A 20,886-nucleotide genomic window follows, 5' to 3' on the forward strand; every position below is an offset into this window, starting at 1 on the left:
CCTCACGCGCTCAGAACGGCAGAGGTAAGAAGCTGCGTATAGGCGTGATGGGGATCATCGAGAACCTGATCGGTCAGGCCTTCCTCGATGATCCTGCTATCTTTCATCACGATCAGGCGATCCGTCAGAAGCCGCGCCACGGCGAGATCATGGGTCACCACGATAGCGGCAATGCCAAGATCACGCACCAGCACGCGCAAGAGATCGAGCAGTTTCGCCTGCACCGAAACATCAAGCCCGCCGGTCGGTTCGTCCATCAGCACCAGCCGCGGTTCGGCCACCAGAACGCGCGCGATTTGCAAACGCTGCTGCATGCCGCCGGAAAAGCTTTTGGGATTATCGTCGATGCGCGCGGGATCGATTTCGACGCGCGCCAGCCAATCCTGAACGCTTGCACGGATGCGTCCGTAATGGCGCTCGCCTTTGGCCATCAAGGATTCGCCGATATTGGCACCGGCAGAAACTTCCAAACGTAGTCCATCGCGTGGGTTTTGATGCACCATGCCCCATTCGGTGCGCATCAGGGCACGGCGCTTGGATTCGTCCTGAGCATAAATATCGATGGGATCTTCGCCGTGACGAAAAAGGATTCGCCCGGTATCAGGCCGGTCCAGCCCTGCGAGGCTGCGCAGCAAAGTGGTTTTGCCCGAGCCGGATTCGCCCACAATGCCCAAGACTTCGCCCGGCCATAACGAGAGCGATATATCGCGGCAGCCGCCGTACCCGCCAAAGGTTCTGGTCACCTTGGTTGCGGTTAGAAGCGCGTCGTCCATCATGTCTGCGCTCCGGCAAGGTGAATGGCCTTGGCTTTTTCCAATTGCGGCCCGGTATGGCCTTGCGCGCGGCGGCTCTCGCAATAATGGCTATCGGAACAGACAAACATTCGCTCGCCCGCGTCGTTGATGATCACCTCATCAAGATAAGAAGTATCCGAGCCGCACAGGGCGCAAGGCTGGTCCCAGCGCTGCACCTCGAAGGGATGGTCCTCGAAATCGAGGCTTTTCACTTTTGTGTATGGCGGGATGGCATAGATTCGCTTCTCCCTTCCCGCGCCAAACAACTGCAGGGCAGGCGACATATCCATTTTCGGATTATCGAATTTCGGAATTGGCGTAGGACAGGTGAGGAAGCGGTCGTTGACTATCACCGGGTGGGAATAGGTCGAGGTGACATGGCCCGAATGCGCGATGTCCTCGTAAAGCCGCACATAGATCGGACCATATTCCGCCCAGGCATGCATTTTGCGCGTTTCCTGTTCGGAGGGCACAAGCTTGCGCAAAGGCTCCGGCAGCGGCACTTGGTAGACCAAGATCTGGCCCTCTTGCAGTGGCTCTTCCGGAATGCGGTGGCGTGTCTGGATGATGCTGGCCGCGCGCGTGTCTTCGGTTTCCGCCACACCGGTTACGCGCGCGAAGAAACGGCGGATGGAAATCGCATTGGTGGTATCGTCGGCACCCTGATCGATAACTTTTAAAGTGTCTTCGGGGCCGATGATCGCGGCGGTGATCTGAATGCCGCCTGTGCCCCAGCCGCGCGCCAAGGGCATTTCCCTGCTCGCAAACGGCACTTGATAGCCGGGAACGGCAATCGCCTTTAAGAGCGCGCGCCGGATCATGCGCTTGGTGGCTTCATCAAGATAGGCGTAGTTGTAATCGGGATCGTGGCGGCTTTTCATTCCGGCTCTCCGCCCTGTTCAGCCCGCATCCGCCGCACCAACTCCAATTCGCCCTGGAAATCGACGTAATGCGGCAGTTTCAGATGTTCCAGAAAACCCGCTGCTTCCACCGCATCGCTGTGATAGAGGACAAACTCCTGCTGCTGCGCGGGGTATGCGGGCGTTTCGCCGAACTTGTCGGTCTTCAGCGCCCGGTCGACCACGGCCATGCTCATGGCCTTGCGTTCATTATGTCCGAAGACCAAGCCATAGCCGCGGGTGAATTGCGGTGGCGCGTTTTTGGAGCCGGTGAATTGGTTGATCATCTGGCATTCGGTCAGGGTGATGTCGCCAAGCTCGATTTCAAAGCCGAGCTCTTCCGGCGCAAAACAGACCGCCGCATCTCCAACCCGGATTTCCCCGGCAAAAGGATGGTTGTGGCCATAACCGCGCTGAACCGAATAGGCGAGGCCGAGGAGAAAGCCTTCGTCCCCGCGTGTCAGGCTTTGCAGCCGCGCAGCACGTTCCGCCGGAAAGCTGATGGGATCGCGGGTGATATCTTCCGGCGCCGGATCGCCATCCTCTGGTGTTTCGGATTCGATCAGATCTTCCGCACCCAGAATATCAAGCACGCGCGGCATGGTTTCGCTTAAGGGGGCCGGCGCCACGGTTGCTTCCGCCCGGTCTCCGCTGGCTGTCAGGGAAAAATCGAACAGGCGGTGGGTGTAGTCATAGGTCGAGCCCAAAACTTGTCCGCCCGGTAAATCCTTGAAGGTCGCCGAAACGCGGCGGCGGATATGCATCTTGGCGGTGTCGAGCGGCAGCGATGAGCCGAAGCGGGAAAGCGTGGTGCGGTAGGCGCGCAAGAGAAACGCCGCTTCGATCACATCGCCTTGCGCTTGCTTCAAGGCGAGGGCGGCGAGGTCGGGATCATAGAGCGCGCCTTCATTCATCACCCGCGCAATCAGCAGGCTCATCTGTTCGCGCAGTTGCACGCAGTCGAGTTCGGGCACATCCACATTGCCGCGCCGTGTCTCGCTCAGGAGCTTGTGGGTTGCGTCGATCGCCGCTTCGCCGCCTTTGACCGCCAAATACATCAGGCGATCTCCCGGATAGTGCTCGAGCGCGGCAGACCGATCATCGCATTTCCCGCCGTCAGAAACACGTCTACCCCCAGCGGGAAGCGCGCGGCATTGGCTGCCATCTCCGCCCAGAAGCCGGGACGCGGCCCCGTGGGCGTAATGTCGACGGTATCGCGGATGCCCGGACCCGATAAACGTACCCTCGTGCCATATATAAAGTCGCGGCATTCTACGATCAGGGTGGCGGAGCGGTCGGGATAGCAATCCTCGCCCGCCGCGAAATCCCTCAGCAGTGGTGCAGCCGCGCCCAAGGCAAGCACGGCGAATTGCGCGTCTTTAGCTTTGGTTGTTGTGCGCGCGCCGGTGTGGAAGGCGAGCCAGGAGGCAGCCGGATGCTCATTGCCATGCGCCAGCCACACAGGCGTCGTGTAATCGGTCAAGCAAAGAAGAATGGCGGCAGCGGCGGGCGATAAGCCTTCCGCGCTGCCCGGGGGCGCTACAGACTGTGGCAAGCCCGGACGCGCCAAAGCGTCCTGCACGCCGCGAAACACAGCCTGGGCGTCGAAAACGGGATCAGCAAAACCGCTGCGCATCATTCATCGCCTCGGATCAGGGTGAAGAAATCGACCTTGGTGGCCGCGGCCTTGCGCGAGGCCAATTCTCTGGCTTCTTTTTCTTCTTGCGCCAAAGGCGTGATGATCTTGGTGAGCAGCGCCTCTTGCCGCTCCGGGTTTTGCAGCAAAGCATCCAGCGTGGCCGCGAGTTCGGCCTTGGCGCGGTCGCGCCCGAGCGCATAGGAAAATCCCAGCCGCCCATCGACGCGCACCACGCAGCGCGTCGCCGTCACCTCACCAATATTGAAGCGGGCGCCAGTACCACCCGCGCGGCCTTCGGCCATCACCGTGCCGGTCTCTGCCGGGCGCACGATCTCGGGGGCGGGATAGTCGCTAAAATCTGCCATCAAAGTCGCCAAATGGGTTCGGCTGGCGCGGGCCAAAACTGCCATCCAGTGCTGGCGTTTGGCCGTATCTGACGACTCCATCTGGCGGAACCTCTTGGAATTGGTCTATACATATAACGGCAGGAATTAAAAGGTCTAGACATTTTGGGCGAAGGTTTCGTGAAACCGCTCTGGCGGCAGATTGCGGATGATCTGGCGCGCGATATCGAGCGCGGCGCCTATAAGCCGGAAGAGGCCTTGCCCACGGCGCAGGAATTGTCGGCCCGCTATGGTGTGCACCGCCATACGGTGCGGCAGGCCTTTCAGTTTTTGGCGAGCCAGGGCCGCGTCTCGGTGGAGCAGGGGCGGGGCACATTTGTCACCTCGCCACGCATTCCTTATCCGGTGGGACGGCATGTGTCGTTCCGCACCAACCTTGCCAAAAGCGGCATGGAAAGCCGCAACACGGTGCTGGATGCCACGGTTACGGCGGCGGAGTTTGCCCCTGCGATCGGGCTCGATAATAACGCCCGCGCCTGGTGCGTCCGCATTCTGAGCGAGGCGTCTTCCATGCCCTTGTCGCTCTCCACACATTTTCTCTCTGTGGCGCGCTTCCCCGATTTTCCCCAGGCCCTGACCAATGCGGGCGGTTCTATCAGCGCGGCATTGGCAAGCTATGGCATTGCGCAATATCAGCGCCTCTCCACACGTCTTCATGCGCGCGCGGCCACAGCCATAGAGGCAAGGCTGCTGCACATTCCAGAAGGAAGTCCGGTTCTGCATTCCTCTGGCCTTGATGCCGCGCCCGATGGTTCCCCGCTGCAAGCCGTCGACACCGCCTTCGCCGGGGATCGCATCGAGGTCGTTGTCGAACCCGACTAAAGCCGCAAAATGTTGCAGTTCGTGGTTTAGTGCCCGAATTTTGTGGGAAATCTGCAAAATCGGCTGAAAACCAACACGCCTTCGCGCAACTGTCATGCTTTTCGGCTAGGCCTTGGTGCTGTGGTCGCGGTTTCCACAGCGGCTTATAGAACGATGCAGAAGCCAAAATGATGTGCTTGCCCCATGTCGCCGCGAAAAGTTTCCAAACCGTCCGCTCCGGCCAAACGGCTTGAACAGTCAAAATCCATGGACCAGAGCAGCCGTCTGCATGAGATTTTGGAGCTGTTGGAGGAGAATTCCTCCTGCTCCATCGCCGATCTCGCCCAGCGTTTCGAAGTGTCGGAAGAAACCATCCGCCGCGATGTGCGCCAGCTCGAGAATACGGGCCGCGTGCGCAAAGTGCACGGCGGGGTGCGCCTTCCCGATAATGTTTTCGAGGCCGCCTATCATCAGCGCATCAATGAAAACGCGCAGCTTAAGCGCCAGATCGGGCTGAAGGCGGCCGAGATGGTGAGCGACGGCATGACGTTGCTGATCGATTCCGGTTCCTCGGCCTATTGGGTGGCGAAGGCGCTTAATAAGGTGCGCAATCTCACCATCATCACCAATGCCATCGAAGTGGCGCGTGAAATGACCGGGCGCAACAATGCGCGGGTCTATTTTGCCGGCGGGGAGATCTACGAGAATTACTGCTCCAGCTTCGGGCCGGAAACGCAGAATTTCATGAAACGCTTCACGCCGGAAATCGCCTTCTTTTCCATTGGTGCCATGGAAGCCAAGCGTGGCCTGCTCGATTACTTCCTGCCGGAAGCGGAGTTGAAACAGGCCATCGCGCCTTTGGCCCGCAAGATCGTGGTGCTCGTCGATTCCACCAAATTCGAACGTCACGGTCTCATCCGCACCTTCGATTTCAAGGACATTCACGTTCTCGTCACCGATGCCGATCCGGGGCCGGAATTGCGCAAGGTGATGGATGGCGTCGAGATTTTGATTGCAGGCAAGCCTGACTGAATGTCGGTGCGTGCCCTTTTTCGTGGTGTTGCGTTGCGTGAAACGGTCAAGGGGGCAGGCATGAAGTTCAGCGGGATCGTCATTTGTGCCATGGCGCTGCTGCTTGGCGGCTGTCAGGAGCAAAAGCATAAGTTGGTGGTTTATACCGCCGCGGAAGCCGATCAGTTGCCTGCCTACGAGGCTGCATTTCACAAAGCCCATCCTGAAATCGAGCTTGTCTGGGTGCGCGATTCCACGGGCGTCGTCACAGCCAAGCTTCTCGCGGAGAAGAATGCGCCGCAAGCCGATGTGGTTTTTGCCTTAGCGGCGTCTTCGCTTTTGCAGCTTGATGCGGAAAAGATGCTGCAGCCTTACACGCCGAGAGGCGAGCCTGGTCGCGATGCGCGGTTCAATGATCCGCGCACGCCGCCGCATTGGAGCGGTGAGGCGCTGTGGTCGTCCGCGATTTGTGTCAATACCGTCGAGATCGCCAAGCGGAACGTCCCGGTGCCGCAAAGCTGGGAAGACCTCACCAAGCCGATCTATCGCGGCATGATCGTGATGCCGGATCCCGGCTCATCGGGCACGGGTCTTCTGACCATATCGGCCTGGTTGCAGATGTGGGGTGAAGCCAAAGGCTGGGACTATATGAATAGGCTCGATAAGAACATCGCCCAATATGTCCATTCCGGCTCCAAACCCTGCAAGGATGCGGCGCGCGGTGAAATCCCCATCGGCCTTTCCTTTGATTTCCGTGCGGCCAAAACCAAAGGCGAGGGCGCGCCTATCGAGATCGTCATTCCCAAAGAGGGGACGGGCTGGGATATTGAAGCCTCTGCCATCATCGCCGGAACCAAGCATTCTAAAGAAGCCGAGGCTTTCATGGATTGGGCGATGTCGGCCGATGCCATGCGGGTTTATGCCAAAAGCTTTGCCGTGGTCGCGGTGCCCAAGCTTGCCGCGCCGGTGACCAATTTGCCTAGCGATCTGCCTTCGCGCCTTGCCAAAGCGGATCTCAATTGGCTTGCCCAAAATCGCACGCGCGTCATCGATACCTGGTCTGCACGATACGCCGCGCATAAGGCGCCCACGCCATGAACGCGCATCAGGCCATTGCCGCAGAGCCTTTGCTGAAGCTGACCGGAATCAGCAAACGCTTCGGCCATCAGGATGTTCTGAAAGATGTGACGCTAGATGTTGAAGCGGGGTCCTTCACCTGTCTGGTGGGGCCGTCCGGTTGCGGCAAAACCACATTGCTGCGGGTTCTCTGTGGACTCGAAACGACCGAGCAGGGTGCCATTCTATGCGGTGGCCGGGATATCACATTCAGCTCTGCGGCTTCTCGCAATATGGGGTTGGTGTTTCAATCCTATGCGCTGTTTCCCAATCTGACGGTGGCGCGCAACATCGCTTACGGCTTGCCGCGCGGCTGGAGCCGCCGCCAGATCCAGGATCGTGTGGACGCGCTGCTGGATACGGTGGGGCTCGCCGGTTTTGCCAAGCGCAAACCCGAAGAACTTTCCGGCGGTCAGCAGCAGCGTGTTGCGATTGCCCGTGCTTTGGCGCCAGAACCAAGCGTACTCCTCCTGGACGAACCTTTATCGGCCTTGGATGCGCAATTGCGTGTTCAGTTGCGCAGCGAGCTTAAGTCTTTGCAGCAGCGTCTTGGGGTGACCACCGTGATGGTGACCCATGACCAAAGCGAAGCTTTGGCGGTTGCCGATCGTATTGCGCTCATGGAGCAAGGCCGCATTGTGCAGGCGGGGTCACCCTTTGAGCTCTATTGTCATCCTAAAAGCCGTTTCGTTGCGAACTTCCTCGGACGCATGAATTTTCTCGCGGCTAAGGTCCTTGCCGCAGGTGTAGTGCAGCTCGCCAGCGGCTTTTCCTTTCCGGCCGATACGGGCCCCATTTTGCCGGGGGTAGACATCGATCTGGGCATTCGCCCGGAAGACGTCGCGCTCGCCGAAGATGGCGCAGGCGTTGCACTCACCTTGCGTGTGCAGCGCCGCGAATTTTTGGGCAGCACGATGCGCTTGGAAGCCGTGGAACCGCAATCAGGGGCCATGCTCGCGTTGGACCTGCCGCAACGCCTTGGCCGATCCCATATAGAGGGGGCGGAGCTTCAGATCTTTCTGCCCGCGTCACGCCTGCATATCTTCCCGGCGGGTGCGCGTTGATGGCGCGTTTTCGCCTCTCTCTCGCGGCTCTTGTACTGGCGTGTCTCGTCTTGGCCGCAATGATCGCGGTGGCACTGCCCTTAGGGATTTTGGTCTATCGCAGTTTTTCCGGCCCGGATGGTTTCACGCTGGCCCATTACGCCGCGTATATCAAAACGCCCGGGCTTCTCACCGCGCTAGTCAACACCGCTTTTCTGGGCGGTGCGACTGTCGCTTTGGTCGTGCCGCTGGCTTTTGCATTTGCCTATGGCTTGGAGCGTGCGTTATTGCCGGGCAAAGCCATACTTTCGGCCATGGCCGCGGTACCGCTTCTGGTGCCTTCGCTTCTGCCAGCTTTGGTGCTGATTTATCTCTTCGGCCGCCAAGGGATTTTGACGCCACTCCTGGGCGGCGCGAATATCTACGGCTTTCCCGGCGTGCTCTTCGCGGATGCCATCGCCACGCTGCCGCATGCGATCATTATTTTGCGCACCGCGCTCAGAAACGCCGATGCGCGGCTTTATGAGCAGGCGACGCTGCTGGGGGCGGGCAGTTGGCGTAAATTCTGGACCATCACCATTCCCTCCGCGCGCTATGGCTTGGTTTCGTCGGCGTTGGTCGTATTTGCTTTGACCATCACCGATATCGGCGCGCCAAAAGTCATTGGCGGCGATTTCGATGTCCTGGCAATCGTTATCTATAAGCAAGTTCTGGGGCAGCAGAATTTCGAGCTTGGCGCGGTCGCTGCGATACTGTTGATGCTGCCGAGCTTCCTTGCCATTCTGTTCGAGCGTGCGGCTGCTAAGCGCCATGCGGCTTCGGTATCGGCGCGCGCTAAGCGCCTCTCGCCTGTGCGCCATAAGCTGCGCGATCGCCTTGTGGGGCTGGTGTGCTATAGCCTCGCAGGGGGGATTGGCCTTTTCTTGGCAGTCTGCCAGTTGGTGGCACTGGTGCGTCTCTGGCCTTACGATTTGTCGCTGACCACGGCGCATTACGGGCTTGATCGTTATGATGGCGGTGGCTGGGATGCGGTGACAAATTCCGTCATACTGGCTGGGGCGACAGCGCTTTGCGGCACCGCGATTGCGTTTCTGGGCGCTTATATTTCAGAGCGGATGAAAGAGGCAGCATTCCTGCGTGGCCTATTTTCGCGCATCGCCTTGCTTCCGGCGGCTGTGCCGGGATTAGCTCTCGGCCTTGCCTATGTGTTGTTTTTCAACGCTCCGGCCAATCCGTTGCATATTATCTATGGCTCCGTGGCGCTGCTTCTTATCGCCAATATCACGCATTTCTATACCGTGGCGCATTTGAGTGCCGTAGGCGCGGTGAAAGCGTTGGATAAGGAGCTAGAGCCTGTCGCCCAAAGCCTTGGCCGCAGCCGTTTCAGTGTCTTGCGTCTTGTTGCTCTGCCGGTTTCAGCGCCGGTGCTGATGGAAATCGCGCTTTATCTCTTCGTCAACGCCATGACCACGGTGTCGGTGGTGATGTTCCTCTATCCGCCGGGTTTCAAGCTCGCAGCCGTAGCGGTGCTCAATATGGATGACGCAGGCGATCTCGCGCCCGCTGCAGCCATGGGCATGGTGATTTTCTATGTGAATTTGGCCGCGCGCATTCTGGGGCATTGGCTCTTTGCACAGCGTGGCCGTTTCAACCGCCCGGAAATTCTCGTGAGTGAGGCCGCCGCATGATAGAGCCGCTCAAAATGGTGGTCTTTGATTGGGCCGGAACCATGATTGATTTCGGCTGCACCGCGCCGGTGAAAGCCATGCAGGCGGCGCTGGCTGAAGAAGGTCTCTCAATCGGCGAAGAGATTATCCGCGCCGATATGGGCCTTGCCAAAAAAGATCATGTGCGGTGTTTGCTGGGCCGGCTCTCCGACAGGTGGCGTGAGCTCCATGGCCGTCTGCCTGAGGAGATGGATGTCGAACGGATTCACCGCCGTCTCGAACCTTTGATTGCGGCTGCGGCGGTGGAAGCCTCTCAACTCATCTCCGGTGCGGCGGAGACCTACAGCGCTTTGTGCGCGGCCGGGCTTCGTATCGGTTCGACCACGGGATATTCCGCCGCGACTATGGGGCCAGTCATTGCCCGCGCGGGAGCGCAAGGCTATCGACCAGATGCAGTGATGTGTGCGGGTGATACGCGCGCCGGGCGGCCAAGCCCGTTGATGATATATCGTCTTGCGGCTGATCTCGGCATCTGGCCGATGCAGCATATCGTCAAGGTCGATGATGCGCCCTCAGGCATTGCCGAAGGGGTGAATGCGGGCGCGTGGAGCATTGGTGTCGCTGCCTCTGGCAATGGCGTTGGCCTTTCCTTCGAAGAATTGATGGCTCTGCCGCAACAGGAGCGGCTGGTCAAAATCGCTGCTGCGCGCCGCGCACTTGAATTGGCCGGGGCGCATTATGTCATTGAGACGGTCGCTGATCTTATGCCGGTGCTGCACCATATTGCCGCCCGGCTCAGGGTTGGTGCGCGTCCGTAAACTTCTCAACACACGGCATTGGGATGACCCAGGATATTTTCGATTTCGCCGAAGGCGACACCAATCTCAGCCCCAACAAGACGGGTTGGCTGAAGGATCATGTCAGTGCTGAGGCGCGGGGCTTGCTCGAGGAAGATGCGCGCTGGTTTATCCATCAATCTCTCTCCACGCCCTGCCTGGATGCGATCGCGGGCGCCGAAGGCATTTATCTCATCAACACGGACGGGCGGCGCATCATGGATTTCCATGGCAATGCCGCGCATCATGTTGGCTATGGTCATCCGCGCGTTGTGCAGGCCATGCGCGAGCAGATCGAGACATTGCCATTTTGCCCGCGGCGCTACACCAATGCGCCGGCGATTTCGCTGGCCGCGAAACTTGCGTCTTTGGCGCCCGGGGATTTGAGCAAAATCCTCTTTGCGCCAGGTGGTACCAGCGCCATCGGTATGGCCTTGAAGCTCGCGCGCCATGTTACGGGCCGCCACAAGACCGTTTCGATGTGGGATTCCTTTCACGGCGCTTCGCTCGATGCGATCTCCGTAGGTGGGGAAGCGCAGTTTCGCCGCGGCGCAGGTCCGCTTCTTCCGGGCACGGAGCATGTCCCGCCTCCCTCGCTGGCCCGGCGTTTTTTTGGCGATGATGCGGAAGCTCCGCTCCGGCTAGCCGATTATATCGACTATGTTCTGGGCGTGCAGGGTGATGTTGGCGCGGTGATTGCCGAACCGATGCGCTGGACCACGGTTGAGCCGCCGCCGCCCGGATTTTGGCAGCGCGTGCGCCAAAGCTGTGATCGCCACGGGGCTCTGTTGATCTTTGATGAAATCCCAAGCGGTCTTGGCCGCAGCGGCACTATGTTCGTGACGGAACAGACGGGTGTTGTCCCCGACATGCTGGTGCTGGGAAAAGGTCTTGGCGGCGGCATTTTCCCGTTGGCGGCGTTGATCGCTCGTGGCGATCTTGATGCGGTGTCAGATCGCGCTATCGGGCATTACACCCATGAAAAAAGTCCCGTGGGATGCGCGGCGGCGCTCGCAACATTGTCGGTGATCGAAGAGGAGGGGCTGGTCGCCAAAGCGGCTGATCTTGGCGCGTGGGCGCTCGATGATTTGCGTCGGCGTGTGGGCGCTCTTCCCGGTGTGCGCGCGGTACGCGGGTTGGGGCTTTATTTCGGCATCGAAGTTGAGAGTGCCGCGCGGGCCGATAGCGCAATGTATCGCTCCCTGGAACGCTGCCTCAGTTTCAAGATTGGCGGCGGCAATGTCATCACGCTCTGTCCGCCGCTGACGATCAGCGAAGCCGAACTGGCACAAGCATTCGATATTGTGACGGATGTCTTGCGCAACGAGGCTTAATCTTCTTGCCTGTTTGTGTGGGTATTTTGCCGCGGTAACGGCGATATCCAAAAAACTCCACATCACTGTCATACAGCGCGCCTAGCCTTCGCGCTGCATATAAAGGGTGAGGGCACGCTATGGCCGAAGGATCACGTAGAGGTTTTATCAAGCTTGCAACTGCTTCATTGGGCGCTGGTGCGGCGATGGCTATGCTTCCGCCGTCGATCCAGAAGGCCTTGGCTGTCGCGCCGAACCGCAAGACCGGCACCATCAAGGATGTCGAGCATGTGATCATCCTGATGCAGGAAAACCGTTCCTTCGATCACTATTTCGGCACGCTGCGCGGCGTGCGCGGCTTTTCCGATCCGCATCCGATCACGCTTCCTGGGGGCAAGCCGGTGTGGCAGCAGCCTGATGCGAAAGGCAAACCGCTGTCGCCGTTCCATTTTGACACCAAGGCGACCGATGCGCTGGTTGTGCCCAGCACCGATCATAGCTGGAAGAAAAGCCACGACGCCTGGAAGCATCATGACGCCTGGGTGCAAAAGAAAGGTCCGATGACCATGGGCTATTTCACCCGCGAGGATCTGCCTTTCCATTACGCGCTCGCGGATGCCTTCACCATTTGCGACAACTATCATTGCTCGGTGTTCGGCCCCACCAATCCCAACCGCCTGTTCCTCTGGACAGGAACCAGCGGCGTGAATGCGGGTAATGACGGCGAACAGGCCATCACGAATCCGGATGGTGAAAGCAATGGCACGGCCGATGCCGCGCTCGACTCCAAATCCTTCAAGGCCTGGGAATGGACCACCTATGCCGAGCGGCTGGAAGCAGCAGGGATCAGTTGGAAGGTCTATCAGGAATACGATAATTTCGACGATAATCCGCTGACCTATTTCAAGAACTTCCGCTTCATCGATAAGAACTCCAACCTCTATAAGCGCGGGCGCACTTATGCGGCAGGGTCCAATCCGGACACCAAGCTGACCTCGCGTGGTGAATATCTGTTGGCGGAGATGGAAGCGGCGCTGAAGAAGGGTGAGTTCCCGCAGGTGAGCTGGATCGTTACCTCGGCGCTCCTCAGTGAACATCCCGCGACCTCATCGCCCGCCTATGGCGAGGAATTCATCTCCAAGCTGCTCGGCCTTTTGGCTGCCTATCCCGATATCTGGTCGAAGACGGTTCTCTTTGTCAATTTCGATGAGAATGACGGGCTTTTCGACCACATGCCAATTCCGATACCCGCGCCGACGGCGGATATCGGCAAGAGCACGGTCGCGGCGACCGGCGAAGTCTATCATGGCGTGCCTTTCGGGCTCGGCCCGCGCGTACCGATGTTTGTCATCTCGCCTTGGACCAAGGGCGGATTTGTCAATTCGCAGCTCTTTGATCACAGCTCTGTTTTGCGCTTCCTGGAGCAGCGCTTCGGGGTGACGGAAACCAACATCACGCCTTGGCGCCGTGCGGTGTGCGGCGATCTCACCTCTGCCTTCGATTTTTCGAAAGCCGAGGAGCCGTGGGACGTCATTCTGCCCGACACCTCCGATTACTCGCAGCGTGTCGAAGCGGCAAAGAAGTTGCCGAAAACCACGCCGGTGCATGACGCGCCGCTGCCGCGCCAGGAAAAAGGCCAGCGTTTGGCGCGGCCGCTGCCTTATGCGCTGTCCTGCGACGCCAAGATTGAGAACGGAAAATTCGTTCTTCGCATGAGAAATACCGGCACTGCGGGTGCCTGCTTCATTGCTTACGCCGAAGGCCAGAAGGACGGGCCGTGGTTCTACACCGTGGAAGCGGGCAAGACGCTGGAGGATGAGATCGCGGTGAAAGGAAAATATCACTTCACCGTGCATGGTCCGAACGGCTTCTTCCGTGCCTATCAGGGCGAGGCGGGGGAAAGCCCGGTTCTCGCCGAATTGTCGGCCGATGCGGACGCTGTGGTTCTCACGCTGCGCAACACTTCAGCCAAGAATATTCCGGTCACCGTGGTGGATGACTATGCCTCGGGCAATGCGCATGTGCTTTCGCTTCTTGCCGGACAGACCATTCAGGACCGTTGGGAGATCGCAGCCCATGACCACTGGTATGATCTTTCCATCACGGCCGGGGCACAGCGCCTGCGCTTCTCTGGCCATGTCGAAACCGGCAAGGTCAGCCGCAGTGATCCCGCGCTCGGCTAGGCGCGATGATTAAGCGGCTTTGTATATGGTCGCTGCTGGTTGGCGCGCTGTCGGTTTCCGCCGCGCCTGACGGCAGCGACGGCCGCGCGTGGCTCGCGGGTGATCATCATGTCCATAGCCTGTTCAGCGGCGGCTATCCGGAAGGCGCGCGCAAAGGTGATGTCGCGTCCTATGGCTTGGGAACGGATGGTATTTATCCAATCTCGGAAAACGCGCGCCGCGGCTTGAGCTTCGGCCTGTCCTGGATGGCGATGACCGACCATGGCGGGCCCGGCCTTTCGCAATTGCATTTCCAGAAATCCTACGCTGCCTTGCTCCAGTCGCGTGCCGCGGTGCCGGAGGTAATCCAGTTTTACGGGCTGGAACTCGACTCCCCAGGCGGTGATCATGCCAGTTTGATTTTGCCCATCACCGCAGACGAGCGCGAGCGGCTGCTGCGGCTCGAATCCGCCTATGACGCGAACGAAGTCTATCCCCACGATCCGGCCCGTGATCGCACCGAGCTCATGCTGCAGGCTCTGCGGGAGATGAATGGGCTTTCGCCCAAGCCGCTGGTCTTTGCCAATCATCCCTCGCGCGGGTCCGCGTTCGTCGGCGATCCCGAAGGCGGTCATACGCCCAGCGATATGCGCGCCTGGAATGATGCGGCGCCTGAGGTTGCGGTCGGCATGGAAGGCGCACCAGGTCATCAGGCGGGTTCCATGAAGCCTGGGCCGTCTCCGCGTGGCCGTGGCCTTTATAAGAAGCTGCCGACCTACGGCGGTTTCGATATCATGACGGCTCAGCTTGGCGGCGTTTGGGATGCCATGCTGGGCGAGGGGCGGCATTGGTGGATCACAGCCAATTCCGATTCTCATCATAATCTCGCCGATGGTGGCGAGGATTTCTGGCCAGGCCAATACTCCAAGACCTATGTCTATGCCCGCCGTGATCCAGCCGACATATTGGATGGTTTGCGGAACGGGCGCATCTTCGTGACGACGGGTGATCTGATCTCCGCGCTTGCCGTTACAGCCTCGGTTGGCCGCTTACGGGCGGGGATGGGTGAGACCTTGGCTGTGCGCCAAAGTGAGAATGTCACGATTATCATCGCGGTGCGGGAGCCATCGGGCCCCAACGCGAAGGGTGCGCATCCCAAGCTCGCCCGTATTGATCTCATCATGGGAAAAGTTACCGGACGTGACGCGGATCCATCAGCCATCGCCAACCCCAGCACAAGGGTTATTCGCCGCTTCACCGCTAAGGATTGGACACGGAGAAATGGCGTGCTCACGATGCGTTTTGTGCTGAAGCACGTCTTTGCCAATTCCTATTTGCGCGTACGGGGTACGAATGGTTCAGAGTTGGAGCCGCTGCCCGACGCGCGCGACGAAAATCCCTGGACCGATCTATGGTTCTACTCAAATCCCATATTCCTCTCGTTGAAAGAGCAGTCCCATGCCTAGACTCTGGCTTCGTAGCGCCGCGATCGCGATTTTGAGCCTAGTCTCGATCCAAGTCGCGACCGCTGCATCCTGCAGCCCCGCCGCGCTCGAAGGGGCTTGTCCGGCATCGGGTGTACGGCTTAATGAGCTGCAAGTTGTGGGTACCCACAACAGCTACAAGCGCGCCATTCCACCGGCTGAACTTGCGGTGATCCGCAAATATTCGCCTCAGGATGCAATCGAGCTCGATTATGGCCACCGCCCTCTGGCGCAGCAGCTCGATATGGGGATGCGGGCCTTGGAGCTGGATGTGGTCTATGATCCGCAAGGCGGCCGCTATGCGCATCCGATGCTGCCGCAACGTATTTCTCAGAGCGGCGGGACCGATCCCTATGACGCAACCGCCATGGCCGAACCCGGATTCAAGGTGCTGCATGTTCCGGATGTGGATGTTCGCAGCCAATGCGCCACATTGGTGATGTGCTTGCAGCAAATCCGGGCCTGGTCCGACGCCCATCCCCGGCATGTGCCAATCCTGATCACCATGAACGCGAAACAAGGTAAGGCGGATGCACCGGGCGGGGTAGCGCCGCTATCTTTCGATGCGCAGGCCTTTGATGCGCTGGATGGCGAAATTCGATCCGCATTGGGGGCTGATAAGCTGATCACGCCGGATATGGTGCGCGGTAGCCATAAAACACTACGCGAGGCGGTGCTGGCAGGCGGCTGGCCTATACTGGAAAAGGCCCGGGGCAAGTTCCTCTTGGCGCTGGATGAGGGCCCAGAGGTTGTTGAGGTCTATATGCGTGGGCACGCCTCGCTAGAAGGATTGGCAATGTTCGTCAACTCTGTGGGCGAGGATGCGCCGCACGCGGCGTACTTCACGCTTAATGAGCCGATTGCCGAGGCCAAGCGCATCCAAGCGGATGTGAAGGCCGGTTTTGTCGTGCGCACGCGGGCCGATGCTGGAACCCATGAAGCCCGCATCAACGATGAGTCCCGTCGCGATGCGGCTTTTGCTTCCGGGGCTCAATACGTCTCAACCGATTACCCTGAACCAAGGGCCGATTTCGGTCCCTATGCGGTTGTTCTGCCGAGCCATGCGCCCGCACGCTGTAATCCTATCTCATCGACGGAAAACTGCGCGCGATAGCGGGAAAGATCGTCCTTTACCCATCCAAAATCTGCTGGCGTAAGCCGTTCATACACTCGGGTGTCTTGCTGCGTAATCCGCAACAAGAACGGCCAGAGATTCGCGCAGTTTATCCGCCGGAAGATTGCGCCCGATGAAAACGATACGGGAGCGGCGGTCGTCGTCGGGCCAGGCGGGGAGCGATTGCGAGGGGTGGAAGATGTGCTGCACGCCGTGGATGACCACGGGACCAGGCTCGCCAATGATGTTCACCATGCCTTTGATGCGCAGAAGGTCCGGCCCGCGAAAGGCGGCCAGCAGCCCCAGCCAGCCGTTGAACACTTCGGGATGAATGGGATCGTCCACCGTCACGCAGACGGCGCTGATATCCTTGCCATGGCGGTTGACGTCGTGATGATGGTGCTCGTCATGGTCATGGCCGTGCTTGGTTTCATGCTCATAGGCCTCTGCGCTCAGCCAGCGCTTGACGTCTTCCGTTCTGGCGGCCGGCATATGCAGACCGGTGCCGAACAGCAGGGCTGGATCGACAGCACCCTGTGTGGTGCGAACAATAGGCGCGGCGGGATTGAGTTCGTGCAGCCTTGCTTCGACGAACTCGGTGGTTTCGCTTGAGGTCAGATCTGTCTTGGTCAAAAGAAGCATGTCGGCAACGGCGGCCTGCTTGATCGACTCGAACTGGCGATCGAGCGTGGTCAGCGCGGTTGCGGCATCGACCGTGGTGATGACGCCGTCCAGGCGGTACAGCGTCTCGACCTTGGGATCCATCATCAGCGTGTGCATCACTGGAACGGGATCGGCGATGCCGGTGGTCTCAATCACCACGCGTTCGAACCAGCGTTTGCCGTTGCGGGCAAAGCGCCAGGGGGCTTCGCGCAGGGTTTTGGAAAGATCGCCGCGAATGGTGCAGCAAAGGCAGCCGCTCGACATTTCCACAACGACATCCTCGTTGGTGTGCACCAGAAGCGCGTGATCCAGCCCGATCTCGCCGAATTCGTTGATAATGACCAGGGCGTTGGCGAGGGCAGGGTGCTGCAAGAGATGGTTGAGGATTGTGGTCTTGCCGCTGCCAAGGAAGCCGGTCAGCAAGGTTACCGGAATTCGGCTGTCATCGGCGGCGGACATCGGTATTTCCTTTGATGGGGACGAGCGTAGTATGTTATAACATAACAGTGCGCAAGGGACACTCAGTGCTTTGCCTCGGCGGCGCAGGATTTGCAGCGGCCATGCAATTCCACGACAGAGTGGCTCAGTTTGAAGCCGGAGCGCCGGGCGAGCGCCATAAGATCATCTTGCAGCTTGGCGCTGGCGATTTCCTCGGCCTGGCCGCAATCGGCGCAAATCGAGAACATCGCGGTGTGGCTCTTATCCGCACACTCGCAAGCGATAAAGGCGTTGAGGGATTCAAGGCGGTGAACACGGCCTTCGCCCAAAAGCCGTTCCAGCGCGCGATAAACGGTGGTGGGCGCCGTGATACCCTTGGTCTTAAGGCGGGCAAGTAGATCATAGGCCGTCATCGGCTTGCGGCTGGCGTTGAGGGCCGCAAACACGGTCTCATGATTGGCTGCTTGTTCGCTGTTGCGCCGTGCCATGTCGTTCCCATCCACATATCCGGCCGCCGCGGCGGCTGTCATTCCTGAGGGCTGTTATGTTATAACATACTTCAACGGGGTGCTAGTACCTTGGAGGTTTCTATTGGGGGGGGCGATCTGATTGTGCGGCTTCGCCCGCCTTCGCCCACACGCACATTGGGAAGAATACCGTCAGGCCTTCATGGCTGCGACCAACCGGCGCGCCCTTCAAACATGCATTGACGATACCACAATGACCCGGCAGTAATTGGTATATTAAATACCACAATTAAGCTTGGCCGGGCCGGTGAAGAAGCCCGCCAACGCCAGACGGGAGAATCCGATGTTTTGCGTCCAATGCGAGCATACCATGCGCGGTGCCCAGGGACCGGGTTGCGCCTATGTCAAAGGCATGTGCGGCAAGACCTCGGAAGTCTCCGACTTGCAGGATATCCTGGTGCGCATGCTGCAGGCCGTTTCGGCTTATGCTGAGGCGGCGCGCAAGGCAGGGATCATCGATGCGGAAATCGACCGTTTCGTGCCCAAGGCGTTTTTCGCAACCCTGACCAATGTGAATTTCGATCCCGAGCGGATCATCGCTTTCGCGAACCAAGCCGAAGCCTATCGCGACCGGTTGAAGGCCGCCTGCATTGCCGCCGGAGTGGCGCTGCCTGTGGCTGCCGATTTCACCCTGCCCAAGGAACGCGCCATTCTTCTGGCCGAAGCCAAGCTTGTGCCGCTGAACCGCGACAAGGATCAGATCAACGCCGATGTGCTGGGTCTTCGTCTTCTCTGCCTCTATGGGCTGAAAGGCGCAGCGGCATACATGGAGCATGCACGCGTGCTCGGCCAGGAAGACAGTGATGTGGCGGGCGACTTCCACAACTTCATGGCCTATCTCGGCACCGATCCCGCCGATGGCGATGCGCTTCTGAAGACTGCTCTCGATATTGGCCGGATGAATTTCCGCGTTATGGAGATGCTGGATAAGGGCGAGACTGATACCTTCGGTCATCCCGTGCCGGTGCGCGTCAATCTGAAGCCCGTCAAAGGCAAGGCCATCCTGGTCTCAGGCCATGATCTTCACGATCTTGAACTCATCCTGCAGCAGACTGAAGGCAAGGGCATCAACGTCTATACCAATGGCGAGATGCTGCCGGCCCATGGCTACCCCGCGCTGAAGAAATATCCCCATCTGGTCGGAAATTACGGCACCGCCTGGCAGAACCAGCAAAGGGAATTTGCGGTTTTCCCCGGCGCCATCGTGATGACCTCAAACTGTCTGATCGATCCCAATGTGGGGTCTTATGCGGATCGTCTTTACACCCGCTCCATCGTTGGCTGGCCGGGTGTCGCCCACATCACGGGTAAGGATTTCAGCGTGGTGATCGAGAAGGCCTTAAGCCTTCCGGGTTTCGCGGCGGATGAAACCCCCGTCTATACCCACACCGGTTTCGCCCGCAACGCGTTGATGGGCGCCGCGCCTGCGGTAATCGATGCGGTCAAGGCTGGCAAGATCAAGCATTTCTTCCTGATCGGCGGCTGCGATGGCGATAAGAAACAGCGTTCCTATTACACCGAGATGGCCCAATCGGTGCCCAATGACAGCATCATCCTGACGCTGGCTTGCGGAAAGTTCCGTTTCAATTCGCTGGAGTTCGGCGATATCGACGGCATTCCGCGCCTGCTTGATGTCGGCCAGTGCAATGATGCCTATTCGGCGATCCAACTGGCCCTCGCGCTCGCGGAAGCCTTTGGTTGCGGTGTTAACGATCTGCCGCTGTCGCTGGTGCTCTCCTGGTTCGAGCAAAAGGCCATCGTGATCCTGCTGACGCTGCTCTCCCTCGGCGTCAAGAATATTCGCGTCGGGCCGACTGCACCGGGCTTCCTCACCCCGAACCTGCTTGCGGTCTTGAACAAGGAATACGGGCTGAAGCTGATCACGACGCCTGAGCAAGATCTGAAAGACATCTTGTCGGCATAATCACCTGAAGGGCCCGGGTTGTTCCGGGCCCCATTTTCTTGAATTTGGAACCGCCGCTCTCTCCCAAGCATTTGCGCTAGCAACACTTCGGAGAGAAACGCATGAAAAAGTTTTTGCTGACTACCGCCGCTGTCTTCGCGCTTACCACGGCCGCTTTTGCCCAGCAGTCGATGGAGAAGAAGGACAACACCAGCCCCAGGCCTGGCCAGAATTCGGAAACCATGAGCGCCGTAGAGGATACCACGGCGGCATTGGTGGGAAAGGTCTCCGCAGAGATGACCTCGACGACCAAGGGTTTCGTCACTGCGGCGGCTATCAGTGACATGTATGAAGTGGCCGCCGGCAAGATTGCGCTGGAACGGGCTCAGTCGCCGGATGTGAAGGCCTTCGCACAGAAAATGGTCGATGCCCATACCGGCACCACCACCAAGCTCAAGGGCATCATCTCCGCCAACAATATTCAGGTAACGCCGCCGACCACGGTCGACAGCCGCCGCCAGGGTATGCTGGACAATCTGAAAGGCGCCTCGGCTGCCGATTTCGATCACCGCTACATCACCCAGCAAGTGGCGGCCCATAAAGAGGCCGATATCCTGATGCGTGGCTATGCCAAGGATGGCGACAGCACCGCGATCAAGGCCTTCGCGGCGGATACCGATAAGGCGGTGAAGATGCATCTCGCCGATGCGCAGAAGCTGGATAAGGTGATGAAGGCCGCCAAGAAATAATTCGGCTATAAGAGCTCCAAGGCTTGCGCCCGGATGACGATCTCTTCCTGGCGCAAGCTGTCTTCCAGCTCTTGTTTCAGCGCTCGCCACCACGCGCGGTCGAAGTCGCGTGCCATGACTTCAACAACGATAATGTCATCTTTGGTGCGCATGCCGCCGGCTGACCACCAGCCTTCGGCAGGGGCGCGCGAATAGGCCGTCACGCCGCCGAAACGTTCGGTCAAACGGTGTTGGAGCCCCTGCATAAGCTGTTCGTCGTAGGGCTGGCCGTCATTATCGCTGAGCGGCAATAAAATCTGAATGAGGTACATTTTGGCCTCGCT

20 protein-coding genes are annotated in these 20,886 nt (G+C 59.2%); 12 read left to right on the top strand and 8 right to left on the bottom strand.

Features of this window, described 5'->3' with window-relative positions:
- Positions 1-2: 2 nt before the first annotated feature.
- Genes phnK through phnG form a run of 5 tightly spaced genes read right to left on the bottom strand, consistent with a single transcriptional unit; the run spans position 3 to position 3,778 of the window.
- Positions 3-776 (bottom strand): phosphonate C-P lyase system protein PhnK, encoded by a 774-nt coding sequence (gene phnK, locus FHS83_RS15620; protein ID WP_167083858.1) that lies wholly within the window; start codon positions 774-776, stop codon positions 3-5.
- Complete coding sequence (locus FHS83_RS15625) at positions 773-1,675, bottom strand: alpha-D-ribose 1-methylphosphonate 5-phosphate C-P-lyase PhnJ (protein WP_167083859.1); 903 nt, start codon at positions 1,673-1,675, stop codon at positions 773-775. Before FHS83_RS15625 ends, phnK begins: the two co-directional genes overlap by 4 nt.
- The gene (locus FHS83_RS15630; protein ID WP_167083860.1) at positions 1,672-2,751 is read right to left on the bottom strand and encodes a carbon-phosphorus lyase complex subunit; all 1,080 of its coding nucleotides are present in this window, start codon (positions 2,749-2,751) and stop codon (positions 1,672-1,674) included. The genes FHS83_RS15625 and FHS83_RS15630 overlap by 4 nt, the downstream gene beginning before the upstream one ends.
- The gene (phnH, locus tag FHS83_RS15635) at positions 2,751-3,332 is read right to left on the bottom strand and encodes a phosphonate C-P lyase system protein PhnH (protein ID WP_167083861.1); all 582 of its coding nucleotides are present in this window, start codon (positions 3,330-3,332) and stop codon (positions 2,751-2,753) included. Before phnH ends, FHS83_RS15630 begins: the two co-directional genes overlap by 1 nt.
- Positions 3,329-3,778 (bottom strand): phosphonate C-P lyase system protein PhnG, encoded by a 450-nt coding sequence (gene phnG / locus FHS83_RS15640; protein WP_167083862.1) that lies wholly within the window; start codon positions 3,776-3,778, stop codon positions 3,329-3,331. Before phnG ends, phnH begins: the two co-directional genes overlap by 4 nt.
- Positions 3,779-3,856: 78 nt before the next feature.
- Here phnG and phnF point away from each other — a divergent pair, with 78 nt between their 5' ends.
- From phnF to FHS83_RS15690, 10 genes are all read left to right on the top strand, one after another.
- Positions 3,857-4,558 carry a phosphonate metabolism transcriptional regulator PhnF gene (phnF, locus tag FHS83_RS15645; protein WP_167083863.1) on the top strand — a complete coding sequence of 234 codons (702 nt, stop codon included), beginning with the start codon at positions 3,857-3,859 and terminating at the stop codon, positions 4,556-4,558.
- Between the two features lie 246 nt (positions 4,559-4,804).
- Positions 4,805-5,569, top strand: coding sequence for a DeoR/GlpR family DNA-binding transcription regulator (locus tag FHS83_RS15650; RefSeq protein WP_167083864.1), 765 nt, complete (start codon positions 4,805-4,807; stop codon positions 5,567-5,569).
- A gap of 60 nt (positions 5,570-5,629) precedes the next feature.
- Positions 5,630-6,646: a putative 2-aminoethylphosphonate ABC transporter substrate-binding protein gene (locus FHS83_RS15655; protein ID WP_167083865.1), complete on the top strand. Its 1,017-nt coding sequence runs from the start codon at positions 5,630-5,632 to the stop codon at positions 6,644-6,646.
- Entirely contained in the window at positions 6,643-7,728 is a 1,086-nt protein-coding gene (locus FHS83_RS15660; RefSeq protein WP_167083866.1) for an ABC transporter ATP-binding protein, read from the top strand. Before FHS83_RS15655 ends, FHS83_RS15660 begins: the two co-directional genes overlap by 4 nt.
- Entirely contained in the window at positions 7,728-9,395 is a 1,668-nt protein-coding gene (locus FHS83_RS15665; RefSeq protein ID WP_167083867.1) for a putative 2-aminoethylphosphonate ABC transporter permease subunit, read from the top strand. The genes FHS83_RS15660 and FHS83_RS15665 overlap by 1 nt, the downstream gene beginning before the upstream one ends.
- Positions 9,392-10,192 (top strand): phosphonoacetaldehyde hydrolase, encoded by an 801-nt coding sequence (gene phnX / locus FHS83_RS15670; protein WP_167083868.1) that lies wholly within the window; start codon positions 9,392-9,394, stop codon positions 10,190-10,192. Before FHS83_RS15665 ends, phnX begins: the two co-directional genes overlap by 4 nt.
- A gap of 23 nt (positions 10,193-10,215) precedes the next feature.
- Entirely contained in the window at positions 10,216-11,544 is a 1,329-nt protein-coding gene (gene pbfA, locus FHS83_RS15675) for a (R)-1-hydroxy-2-aminoethylphosphonate ammonia-lyase (protein ID WP_167083869.1), read from the top strand.
- A gap of 119 nt (positions 11,545-11,663) precedes the next feature.
- A complete protein-coding gene (locus FHS83_RS15680; protein ID WP_167083870.1) occupies positions 11,664-13,706 on the top strand; it encodes a phosphocholine-specific phospholipase C in 2,043 nt (680 codons plus the stop codon).
- Positions 13,707-13,711: 5 nt separating this feature from the next.
- Entirely contained in the window at positions 13,712-15,151 is a 1,440-nt protein-coding gene (locus FHS83_RS15685; RefSeq protein ID WP_167083871.1) for a CehA/McbA family metallohydrolase domain-containing protein, read from the top strand.
- Positions 15,144-16,283, top strand: a complete 1,140-nt coding sequence (locus FHS83_RS15690) for a phosphatidylinositol-specific phospholipase C1-like protein (protein ID WP_167083872.1) — start codon at positions 15,144-15,146, stop codon at positions 16,281-16,283. The genes FHS83_RS15685 and FHS83_RS15690 overlap by 8 nt, the downstream gene beginning before the upstream one ends.
- 48 nt (positions 16,284-16,331) lie before the next feature.
- Here FHS83_RS15690 and FHS83_RS15695 read toward each other — a convergent pair whose 3' ends face one another.
- Both FHS83_RS15695 and FHS83_RS15700 read right to left on the bottom strand, forming a co-directional pair.
- Positions 16,332-17,405, bottom strand: coding sequence for a CobW family GTP-binding protein (locus FHS83_RS15695; protein WP_167083873.1), 1,074 nt, complete (start codon positions 17,403-17,405; stop codon positions 16,332-16,334).
- A gap of 62 nt (positions 17,406-17,467) precedes the next feature.
- Entirely contained in the window at positions 17,468-17,872 is a 405-nt protein-coding gene (locus FHS83_RS15700) for a Fur family transcriptional regulator (protein WP_167083874.1), read from the bottom strand.
- Between the two features lie 322 nt (positions 17,873-18,194).
- Here FHS83_RS15700 and hcp point away from each other — a divergent pair, with 322 nt between their 5' ends.
- Complete coding sequence (gene hcp / locus FHS83_RS15705; RefSeq protein ID WP_167083875.1) at positions 18,195-19,835, top strand: hydroxylamine reductase; 1,641 nt, start codon at positions 18,195-18,197, stop codon at positions 19,833-19,835.
- Positions 19,836-19,936: 101 nt separating this feature from the next.
- On the top strand, positions 19,937-20,563 hold the full coding sequence (locus tag FHS83_RS15710) for a DUF4142 domain-containing protein (RefSeq protein WP_167083876.1): 627 nt from the start codon (positions 19,937-19,939) through the stop codon (positions 20,561-20,563).
- Positions 20,564-20,568: 5 nt separating this feature from the next.
- On the opposite strand, the gene FHS83_RS15715 is transcribed toward FHS83_RS15710, so the two are convergent.
- Complete coding sequence (locus tag FHS83_RS15715; protein WP_167083877.1) at positions 20,569-20,874, bottom strand: hypothetical protein; 306 nt, start codon at positions 20,872-20,874, stop codon at positions 20,569-20,571.
- Between the last annotated feature and the right edge of the window lie 12 nt (positions 20,875-20,886).

The organism is Rhizomicrobium palustre (assembly GCF_011761565.1).
In the GTDB taxonomy this organism is placed as follows: Bacteria; Pseudomonadota; Alphaproteobacteria; order Micropepsales; family Micropepsaceae; genus Rhizomicrobium; species Rhizomicrobium palustre.